The organism is Pseudidiomarina sp., from assembly GCF_048267825.1.
Lineage (GTDB): Bacteria > Pseudomonadota > Gammaproteobacteria > Enterobacterales > Alteromonadaceae > Pseudidiomarina.
In genome coordinates, this window is record NZ_JBLWWR010000021.1 from 1 (window position 1) to 11,066 (window position 11,066).

Sequence of the window (11,066 nt, forward strand, 5' to 3'; positions counted from 1 at the left end):
TCGATTAAATCGACAAACTTCAGACGACCCGCTACCTCGGTGATAATTGGGTGCGTGTGCGGATCCCAGTTAGCAACGATTTCGCCAGAGTCGACCGTGTCACCTTCATTTTTCTTGAGGATGGCACCGTATGGTACTTTGTAGCGTTCGCGCTCACGGCCGAACTCATCAATTAGCGTCAATTCTGTAGAACGCGAGGTAATAACCAAATGGCTGTCACTGTTTTCTACATACTTGGCGTTATGAAGTTTCAAAGTACCGTTGTTTTTAACCTGAATGTTGTTCGCAGCAGAGTCACGCGATGCAGCACCACCAATGTGGAAGGTACGCATGGTTAACTGTGTACCTGGCTCACCGATTGACTGAGCAGCGATAACACCAACTGCTTCACCTTGGTTAACCAAGTGACCACGAGCAAGGTCACGACCGTAACAGTTCGCACAAACACCGAAATCAGTGTCACAGGTAATAACCGAGCGAACTTTAACTTGGTCAACAGAGTTTTGTTCCAATACGTCACACATTTTTTCATCTAACAATGTGTTACGCGGAATCAGAACTTCTTTCTCGCTGCCAGGCATCATCACGTCGTCACAAACTACACGACCCAATACGCGCTCACGCAATGGTTCTACAACGTCACCACCTTCAATCAACGGTTTGATGAACAAACCATCTTCGGTGCCGCAGTCGTCTTCAACGATTACAACGTCTTGCGCAACGTCAACCAAACGGCGTGTCAGGTAACCTGAGTTCGCTGTCTTCAATGCGGTATCGGCCAAACCTTTACGCGCACCGTGGGTTGAGATGAAGTACTGAAGTACGTTCAAACCTTCGCGGAAGTTTGCGGTAATTGGTGTTTCGATGATGGAGCCATCCGGCTTCGCCATCAGACCACGCATACCAGCCAACTGACGAATCTGCGCTGGGCTACCACGAGCACCAGAGTCAGCCATCATGTAGACCGAGTTGAACGAGTCTTGCTGTTCTTCTTCGCCTTTCGCGTTGATAACAGTTTCTTTGGACAAGTTGTCCATCATTGCCTTAGAAACTTTCTCGTTCGCGGTCGACCAAATATCGATAACTTTGTTGTACTTCTCACCCGCGGTTACCAAGCCCTGCTCGAATTGTTCCTGAATTTCAGCAACTTCTTCTTCTGCAGCGTCGATAATATCCTTCTTCGCAGCTGGGATAACCATGTCATCGATACCAACAGACGCACCCGCGATCATCGCGTAATGGAAGCCGGTATACATGATTTGGTCAGCAAAAATTACCGTAGGTTTCAAACCTAAGTCGCGATAAGAACGGTTTAACAAACGGCCGATCTGCTTCTTGCCCATTGACTGGTTGATCATGTCAAACGGCATACCTAAAGGTAGAATCAGAGACAAAATTGCACGACCCACAGTGGTGTCATAAAGTTTTGTCGTGGTCGTTGTTACGCCTTCTTCATCAGTAAGCGTTTCAGTGATACGTACTTTTACGCGTGCATGCAATTCGGCACATTGGGTACGGTAAGCTTTTTCAGCTTCCTTCGCGTTTTTAAACGCCATACCTTCGCCTTTCGCATTGATTTTTTCACGCGTCATGTAGTACAGACCCAATACAACGTCCTGTGAAGGTACGATAATTGGATCACCACTTGCTGGTGACAAAATGTTGTTGGTTGACATCATCAACGCGCGCGCTTCAAGCTGCGCTTCCAGCGTTAATGGTAAGTGAACCGCCATTTGGTCACCATCGAAGTCAGCGTTATAGGCCGCACACACAAGTGGGTGCAACTGAATCGCTTTACCTTCGATAAGTACTGGTTCGAACGCCTGGATACCCAAACGGTGCAACGTTGGTGCACGGTTTAGCATAACCGGGTGCTCTTTGATTACTTCGTCAAGCACGTCCCATACTTCTGGAATTTCGCGCTCTACCATTTTCTTAGCAGCTTTAATGGTGGTCGCTAAACCACGGCCTTCAAGCTTGCCATAAATAAATGGTTTGAAGAGTTCCAGTGCCATTTTCTTCGGCAAACCACACTGATGTAAACGCAACTTAGGACCAACAGTAATTACTGAACGGCCTGAGTAGTCAACACGTTTACCCAACAGGTTTTGACGGAAACGACCCTGCTTACCTTTAATCATGTCTGCCAAAGATTTCAGTGGACGCTTGTTGGTGCCGGTAATAGCGCGGCCGCGACGGCCGTTGTCCAACAACGCATCAACTGCTTCTTGCAGCATACGTTTTTCGTTACGCACAATGATGTCCGGCGCCGCAAGGTCAAGTAGACGCTTAAGACGGTTGTTCCGGTTAATCACACGGCGGTACAAGTCGTTCAAATCAGAGGTTGCGAAGCGGCCACCATCCAACGGTACCAAAGGACGTAAATCCGGTGGTAATACTGGTAGCACTTTCAAGATCATCCACTCTGGCTTGTTGCCTGAGTTATGGAATGATTCAAGCAGCTTCAAACGCTTGCTGATTTTCTTACGCTTGGTTTCAGAATTCGTTTCTGGAAGCTCTTCACGAAGCTGTTTGATATCGCCTTCGATATCAATGTGTTGAAGCAGTGACAATACGGCTTCAGCACCCATCTTCGCTTCAAATTCGTCACCATGAGCTTCGAGCGCATCCAAGTATTCTTCTTCAGTAAGAATCTGGCCGCGCTCAAGGTCAGTCATGCCCGCTTCAGTGACTACGTATGATTCGAAATACAGTACGCGCTCGATATCACGTAACGTCATATCAAGCATCAAACCAATGCGGCTTGGCAATGATTTCAAGAACCAGATGTGAGCAACTGGGCTAGCCAACTCAATGTGACCCATACGTTCACGACGTACTTTGGTCAGTGTAACTTCAACGCCACACTTCTCACAGATCACACCGCGGTGCTTCAAGCGCTTGTATTTACCACACAAGCACTCGTAGTCTTTTACCGGGCCGAAAATGCGCGCACAAAACAACCCGTCACGCTCTGGTTTGAACGTACGGTAGTTGATTGTTTCTGGCTTTTTCACTTCACCGAAAGACCAGCTGCGGATCATGTCCGGTGACGCGAGTCCGATGCGAATTGCATCGAACTCTTCAGTCTGGTTAGTCGGTTTTAAAAACTTTAATAAGTCTTTCACGATTTATCTCCTGGCAAATAGCGTCCGGTGGTGTCTCAGTCTTGGTCCAACTCGATGTTGATACCAAGCGAGCGGATTTCCTTCAGAAGTACGTTGAAGGACTCCGGCATACCTGCTTCCATGCGCAGATCGTTGTCGACAATGTTTTTGTACATCTTCGTACGACCATTTACGTCGTCCGACTTCACTGTCAACATTTCCTGCAAGGTGTAAGCAGCACCGTAAGCTTCCAATGCCCACACTTCCATCTCACCGAAACGCTGTCCACCGAACTGTGCTTTACCACCCAGCGGCTGCTGAGTAACCAAGCTGTACGAACCGGTAGAACGCGCATGCATTTTATCGTCAACCAAGTGGTTCAGTTTCAGCATGTACATGTAACCAACAGTTACATCACGCTCAAAACGTTCACCAGTACGGCCGTCGTACAAGGTAATCTGACCAGATTCAGGCAGATCAGCCAGTTTCAGTAGGTCTTTAATTTCACTTTCGATTGCACCATCGAATACAGGCGTAGCTGTCGGTAAACCTTTCTTCAGGTTTTCCGCAAGGCGCAACACTTCGTCATCGCTGAAGTCATTAATATCAACAGTTTGACGGGTTTCACCCAGAGCATAGACCTTCTGCAAGAATTCACGCATTTCAGCAACTTTCACATGGCGCTTCATCATGTTCTCGATTTTGGTACCAATACCACGCGCAGCCATACCTAAGTGAGTTTCTAGGATCTGACCAATGTTCATCCGCGATGGTACACCCAGTGGGTTCAATACGATATCCACTGGTGTGCCGTGTTCGTCGTGCGGCATATCTTCAACCGGCTGAATGGTTGAGATAACACCTTTGTTACCGTGACGACCAGCAAGCTTATCACCCGGTTGTATACGACGACGTACGGCTAAGTACACTTTCACAATCTTAAGTACGCCAGGCGCTAAATCATCGCCTTGCTCAATCTTGCGACGCTTGTTTTCAAACTTATTGTCGAAGTCAGTGCGAATTTCTTCGTACTGATGCGCAATTTGTTCAAGTTGCTGTTGGGCACTTTCTTTCTTCAGGTTTTGCGTCAACCACTTGCTTTGCTCAAGGCCTGCAAGTTTCGATTCATCAAAACCGTTTGCCAACAACAGGCTGCGCGCCCGCTCAAAGATGCCTTTTTCAAGAATCTTAAACTCATCCGTTAAGTCTTTCTTAACTTGCTTGAGCTGCATCTCTTCGATTGACTTCGCGCGATTGTCTTTCTCAACACCGTCACGCGTAAACACCTGAACGTCAATTACAGTACCGGTTACACCGTTAGGTACACGCAATGAACTGTCTTTCACGTCAGACGCTTTTTCACCGAAGATGGCACGCAGAAGTTTCTCTTCTGGCGTTAACTGGGTCTCACCTTTTGGCGTTACTTTACCAACCAAGATGTCGCCGCCTGAAACTTCAGCACCAACGTAAACAATACCTGCTTCGTCGAGCTTGTTCAGGGCAGATTCACCGACGTTAGGAATATCAGAAGTCACTTCTTCTGCGCCTAATTTGGTGTCACGCGCCACACAGTTCAATTCTTGAATATGAATTGTGGTTAAACGGTCTTCTTGAACAACGCGTTCTGAAATCAGAATCGAGTCCTCGAAGTTGTAACCGTTCCATGGCATGAACGCCACGCGTAAGTTCTGACCCAATGCCAATTCACCCATGTCAGTTGACGGACCGTCAGCCAACACATCGCCACGCATTACCGGCTCACCAACATTTACTGTAGGTGTCTGGTTAATACAGGTGTTCTGGTTAGAACGGGTGTATTTAACAAGGTTATAAATGTCGATACCGGCTTCGCCAGGCAACATTTCTTCTTCGTTCACTTTTACAACGATACGGCTGGCGTCAACTTTCTCGACCACACCACCACGTTTCGCTACAACAGTAACACCTGAGTCGACCGCTACAGTGCGTTCAATTCCAGTACCTACGAGCGGCTTATCAGCGCGCAGCGTTGGTACGGCTTGACGTTGCATGTTCGAGCCCATCAATGCACGGTTCGCGTCATCGTGTTCAAGGAACGGAATCAAGCTGGCTGCAATTGAAACGATCTGCTGCGGAGCAACGTCCATATACTGAACTTGCTCTTTAGACATGAGGGTGAATTCGTTTTTATGACGACATGGAACCAAGTCTTCAATCAATTCACCTTTATCGTTCAAGGCAACGTTTGCCTGTGCAATCACGAAGTTTCCTTCTTCGATTGCTGACAAATAATCTACTTCATCGGTAACCACACCGTTGTCGATACGACGGTACGGAGTTTCTAAGAAACCATACTCGTTGGTACGTGCAAACGTAGACAACGAGTTAATCAAACCGATGTTTGGACCTTCAGGGGTTTCGATTGGACACACACGGCCGTAATGCGTTGGGTGTACGTCACGCACTTCGAAGCCGGCACGCTCACGCGTTAAACCGCCTGGACCTAAAGCAGAAATACGACGCTTGTGCGTGACTTCTGACAATGGGTTGTTTTGATCCATAAACTGAGATAGCTGGCTTGAACCAAAGAACTCTTTCACCGCGGCGCTAATTGGCTTCGCGTTAATTAAGTCCTGCGGCATGGTGCCATCTAAATCGCCAAGGCTTAAGCGCTCTTTCACTGCGCGCTCTACACGAACCAAACCTACACGGAATTGGTTCTCGGCCATTTCGCCGACTGAACGGATACGACGGTTACCCAAGTGATCGATATCATCCACTTCATCTTGACCGTTACGGATCTCGATGAGCTTCTTCATAACTTCGACGATATCTTCTTTGGTTAATACGCCTGAACCGGTCAGGTCATCACGACCTAAGCGACGGTTGAACTTCATACGACCCACTGATGACAAGTCATAGCGGTCTTCACTGAAGAACAAGTTTTCAAATAAGGTTTCAGCCGCTTCTTTGGTTGGCGGCTCGCCTGGACGCATCATGCGATAAATTTCAACCAGTGCTTCTAAACGATTGCTGGTTGAGTCAATGCGCAAGGTTTCGCTCATGTACGGCCCATGGTCTAGGTCGTTCACGAACAATGTTTCAAACTTTTTAAAGCCAGCTTCACGTAACTTCGCCATTAACTCGAGCGTTAGTTCAGCATTTGCTTCTGCAATAACTTCACCGGTTTTCTTATCGGTGTAGCTTTTCGCCAATACTTTACCGACCAAGTACTCAAGCGGAACTTCCATTTCTGGTTGGTTCAGGCTTGCGATTTGGTTGATATGGCGCGCAGTAATACGACGGCCTTTCTCAACGATGATTTCACCATCGTCGTTCTTGATATCAAACTTCGCAGTTTCGCCACGTAAACGTTCTGGCACGAGCTGCATGAAGATTTTCTTCGCACGGAACTGGAAATACGTGGTGTCGAAGAACATATCAAGGATCTCTTCAGTACCATATTCTAAGGCACGAAGAATGATTGACGCCGGAAGTTTACGACGACGGTCGATACGCACGAATACGTTATCTTTCGGGTCGAATTCAAAATCCAACCAAGAACCACGGTAAGGAATAACGCGTGCGTTATACAACACTTTACCTGATGAGTGGGTCTTACCTTTGTCGTGGTCAAAGAATACACCTGGTGAACGGTGCAACTGAGAAACGATAACCCGTTCAGTACCATTGATTACAAAGGTACCGTTTTCGGTCATCAATGGGATTTCACCCATGTAGACTTCTTGCTCTTTGATATCTTTAACGGTACCTGCCGCTGCTTCTTTATCAAAAAGAACCAGGCGCAGTTTAACCCGCAAAGGAGCTGCGTAGGTAATGCCACGAATTTGACATTCTTTCACGTCAAATACTGGCGTACCAAGGTGATAGCTCACGTACTGCAGTTCCGAATTACCGGAATATGCGGTAATTGGAAATACTGAGCGAAATGCCGCTTCCAGGCCATTATTGCCTTCTGGATCCGGCTCGATGAATTTTTTAAATGAATCTAATTGGATTGACAGCAGGTAAGGCACTTCAAGAACGTGCGGCCGTTTACCAAAATCCTTGCGAATACGTTTTTTCTCAGAGTAGGAGTACGCCATGGGGTTCCTCAGCTAGCTGATTGATGACCCTAACCACCGGAGTAGGAGTCGATGGTTAAAAACAAACTAAATTAAGCTTGTCGTTCCCGTTTTTGTCACCGCGAGCATGCACCCCAATAACGGGCAAAAATGATACATGCTTTACAGCGCAAAAAGGCTGGTGGCTAAATTGCCACCAGCCCTAGGCCTAAAAGGCCAAGTTATGCAAGTTTGTTAACTTACTTAACTTCAACTTCCGCACCAGCTTCAGTTAAATCTTTAGCAAGTGCTTCTGCGTCTTCTTTGCTGATGCCTTCTTTAACAGCAACAGGTGCAGACTCAACCATGTCTTTAGCTTCTTTCAAGCCAAGACCAGTTGCGCTGCGAACTGCTTTGATAGCTGCTACTTTGTTAGCGCCAGCAGATTTCAATACTACATCAAACTCAGTCTTTTCTTCTGCAGCGGCAGCGCCGGCAGCAGCTGGAGCTGCTACAGCAACAGCAGCTGAAGCGTCAACACCGAATTTTTCTTCTGCAGCTTCGATCAATTCAACCAGTTCCATAACTGGCATTTCAGCGATCGCGTTCAAAATATCATCTTTAGTAAGAGCCATAACTCTAAACTCCTGGGTTATAAATTACAAAAAAATTGGTTAAAAAACCGCTTCTATTTAGCGTCTTTAATTGCCGACAACACACGCACAAATTTAGTAGGAACTTCGTTAATAGTACGAACGAACTTACTAACAGGCGCTTTGAAGGTGGCCAGCAATTTCGCCAATGCTTCGTCGCGAGTCGGAAGTGAAGCCACAGCGTCAAGCTTGTCTGCACCCATCAGGCCTGAGCCAATTGATAGAGCAGTAACTTTCAGATGCTTATTCTCTTTGGCAAACTCTTTGAATAAACGCGCAGCAGTACCTGGTGCGTCGATAGAGAAACCGTAGATCAAAGGACCTGTTAACGCTGTTTCCATGTCCTGAAACTTCGTGTCAACGAATGCACGTTTTGCCAGAGTGTTCCGAATTACCTTCAGATACACGCCTTGCTCACGCGCTTGACGACGAAGTTGGGTCATGTCCGCAACTTCCATACCACGATACTCAGCAACAGCGACGGATAGAGCGTTTGAAGCAACATCGTTAACTTCCTTAACGATTGCTTGTTTTGCTGCTAAACCTAGTGCCACTAGTATCACCTCTTTTTTTGGTCCGCCGTTAAAAAAAACTTTGGACCGATCGTTACACATAGGTAGGCCATAATGCACCTACCACGTTGTCACGGTGAATCTCTTACCCAGAGAGTCTGAGTCGGATATCACCATCTGCGCAGGAAATTAAGTGTCGCTGATTATTCCTTCTCAGGAATCAGCCGCGATACACCTGCGGTCTTGGACGGGAGCAAAGCTCCAACCCACAAAACCTTATACAGCAGTCAATGAACCTTGGTCGATGGCAACGCCAGCGCCCATAGTGGTTGAAAGACTTACTTTCTTAATGAATTGGCCTTTTGCTGAAGAAGGTTTAGCTTTCTTCAGAGCAACCAATAATGATTCTAAGTTTTCTTTCAGCTTGTCATTATCGAAGTCAACTTTACCGATAGTTGCATGGATAATACCCGCTTTGTCGTTGCGATAACGAACCTGACCAGATTTTGCGTTTTTAACAGCAGTCGCAACATCAGGGGTTACAGTACCAGTTTTCGGGTTAGGCATCAGGCCACGTGGACCTAAGATTTGACCTAACATACCAACAATACGCATAGCGTCTGGAGAAGCGATTACAACATCAAAGTTCATTTCGCCTTTCTTAACTTTCTCAGCTAAGTCTTCCATACCTACGATGTCAGCACCGGCTTCTTTCGCTTTTTCTGCGTTAGCGCCACTGGTAAATACTGCAACGCGTACATCACGACCAGTACCATTAGGTAACACGGTAGCGCCACGAACGTTTTGATCAGATTTACGAGCGTCGATACCCAAGTTTACAGATACATCAACGCTTTCTTTAAATTTTGCAGTTGCTAATTCTTTTAGCAAATTGATTGCTTCGTTGATTTCATAATCACGAGCTTCAACTTTCTCACGGATAAGACGTGCGCGTTTGCTTAACTTAGCCATCTTACAGACCCTCCACATTCAGGCCCATTGCACGGGCTGAACCGGCAATAGTACGTACCGCTGCGTCAAGGTCAGCCGCTGTTAAGTCTGGCTCTTTAACCTTCGCAATATCTTCCAGCTGAGCACGGGTAACTGTACCCACTTTCTCAGTATTAGGACGGCCTGAACCGCTCTTGATACCGGCTGCTTTCTTCAACAAGAACGCTGCTGGAGGAGTTTTGGTAATAAACGTGAATGAACGATCTTCAAAAACGCTGATTTCAACTGGAACTGGCGCGCCTTTTTCAAGCTGGTCAGTTGCTGCGTTGAATGCTTTACAGAATTCCATGATGTTCACACCGTGCTGACCCAATGCTGGACCAACTGGTGGTGACGGATTTGCTGCACCGGCTGCTACTTGCAGCTTGATGATAGCTTTTAACTTCTTAGCCATGTTTAAGCCTCTTGGTTGTGGGTCAAACGCCTCGTAAATCTAAGAGATGACTTACTCTAACGGCTCCCCAATATAAAAAAGGAGGCGAATTATAGTCCTATTCGCCCCTCATTGCAAGCCATTCGCTTACGCGAATTGGTTATTCGTTATTCGTTGTTCGTTATTGGTTATTCGTCTTTAGTGTTTAACGAGTAACCAACAACCAATAACTAGTAACGCTTTTGTCTTTAAGCCTTTTCGACCTGACCGAACTCGAGCTCGACCGGTGTTGCGCGACCGAAGATGGAAACCGATACAGTTAAACGGCTCTTCTCATAATCAACGCTTTCAACAGTACCGTTGAAATCAGCAAACGGACCGTCGTTAACACGAACAACTTCGCCTGGCTCGAATAATGTTTTCGGCTTCGGCTTGTCTACAGATTCCTGTAAACGATTCAAAATGGTGTCGGCTTCTTTTTGAGTAATTGGTGTTGGACGCTCTTGCGTACCACCAATGAAACCTAAAACGCGTGGAATGCTTTTAACGAGATGCCATGCATCTTCATCCATCGCCATTTCCACAAGCACATAACCTGGGAAGAATTTGCGTTCGCTTTTCGCGCGCTTGCCGCCCTTCATTTCAACGACTTCTTCAGTTGGTACTAGCACTTCACCGAACTTGTCTTCCATGCCGTGCATTTTGATGTGCTCACGCAGCGAATCAGCAACACGCTTTTCATATCCAGAAAATGCTTGAACCACGTACCAGCGTTTTTTATCAGTCATAAATTAAAACTCCAGTCCGGTAAAGAAGCCCACGACGCGAACTAGAATCGCATCCATGCCCCACAGAATTAATGAAACAATCGCAGTCGCTATTACAACAATAATTGTTGTTTGCGTGGCTTCTTGACGTGATGGCCAAACCACACGGCGCGTTTCAGTACGGCTTTCTTTAGCGAAATTACGGAAGCGGCGACCTTTGCTTGTAAGGCCAGCAATAACACCTGCAATAACAACTAAAAGTACCACGGCAATAGCGCGGTATAGCACAGAGATCTGGTCACCATAATAATAGTTACCCAATACTGCGGCAGCGAGTAATGCAATCGCGACGATCCATTTTAAGCCGTCGAGTGAGCTGCTTTGCGTTTCGGTGTTTGCACTCATTATCTAATCCTGTTTGAAAAACCGTTACTCGTTATTCGTTATTCGTTATTCGTTAGTCATTACATACCAGTAACAACAAGCGTAGCGTTCGATTAACGAATAACGCCTTTGATCTGTTTGGCAGGGGTGGAGGGATTCGAACCCCCAACCGTCGGTTTTGGAGACCGCTGTTCTACCAATTGGAACTACACCCCT

8 protein-coding genes and 1 tRNA gene are annotated in these 11,066 nt (G+C 46.7%); all 9 read right to left on the reverse strand.

The annotated features are described in order from the left end of the window. Positions 1–3,128: DNA-directed RNA polymerase subunit beta' (gene rpoC / locus ACN0UN_RS11245; protein WP_417660065.1), on the reverse strand; the 3,128-nt coding region annotated here is incomplete at its 3' end. A 35-nt stretch (positions 3,129–3,163) separates the two neighbouring features. Then, entirely contained in the window at positions 3,164–7,192 is a 4,029-nt protein-coding gene (gene rpoB / locus ACN0UN_RS11250; protein WP_417660066.1) for a DNA-directed RNA polymerase subunit beta, read from the reverse strand. A gap of 218 nt (positions 7,193–7,410) precedes the next feature. Beyond that, positions 7,411–7,785 (reverse strand): 50S ribosomal protein L7/L12, encoded by a 375-nt coding sequence (rplL, locus tag ACN0UN_RS11255; RefSeq protein WP_128352221.1) that lies wholly within the window; start codon positions 7,783–7,785, stop codon positions 7,411–7,413. A 53-nt stretch (positions 7,786–7,838) separates the two neighbouring features. Beyond that, positions 7,839–8,357, reverse strand: coding sequence for a 50S ribosomal protein L10 (gene rplJ, locus ACN0UN_RS11260; RefSeq protein WP_128352222.1), 519 nt, complete (start codon positions 8,355–8,357; stop codon positions 7,839–7,841). A 234-nt stretch (positions 8,358–8,591) separates the two neighbouring features. Next, entirely contained in the window at positions 8,592–9,287 is a 696-nt protein-coding gene (gene rplA / locus ACN0UN_RS11265) for a 50S ribosomal protein L1 (protein ID WP_417660067.1), read from the reverse strand. Position 9,288: 1 nt separating this feature from the next. Next, on the reverse strand, positions 9,289–9,720 hold the full coding sequence (gene rplK, locus ACN0UN_RS11270) for a 50S ribosomal protein L11 (protein WP_128352224.1): 432 nt from the start codon (positions 9,718–9,720) through the stop codon (positions 9,289–9,291). A gap of 227 nt (positions 9,721–9,947) precedes the next feature. Next, positions 9,948–10,487, reverse strand: a complete 540-nt coding sequence (gene nusG, locus ACN0UN_RS11275) for a transcription termination/antitermination protein NusG (protein WP_128352225.1) — start codon at positions 10,485–10,487, stop codon at positions 9,948–9,950. Between the two features lie 3 nt (positions 10,488–10,490). Then, the gene (gene secE, locus ACN0UN_RS11280; RefSeq protein WP_128352226.1) at positions 10,491–10,871 is read right to left on the reverse strand and encodes a preprotein translocase subunit SecE; all 381 of its coding nucleotides are present in this window, start codon (positions 10,869–10,871) and stop codon (positions 10,491–10,493) included. 118 nt (positions 10,872–10,989) lie between these two features. After that, positions 10,990–11,066, reverse strand: a tRNA-Trp gene (locus ACN0UN_RS11285).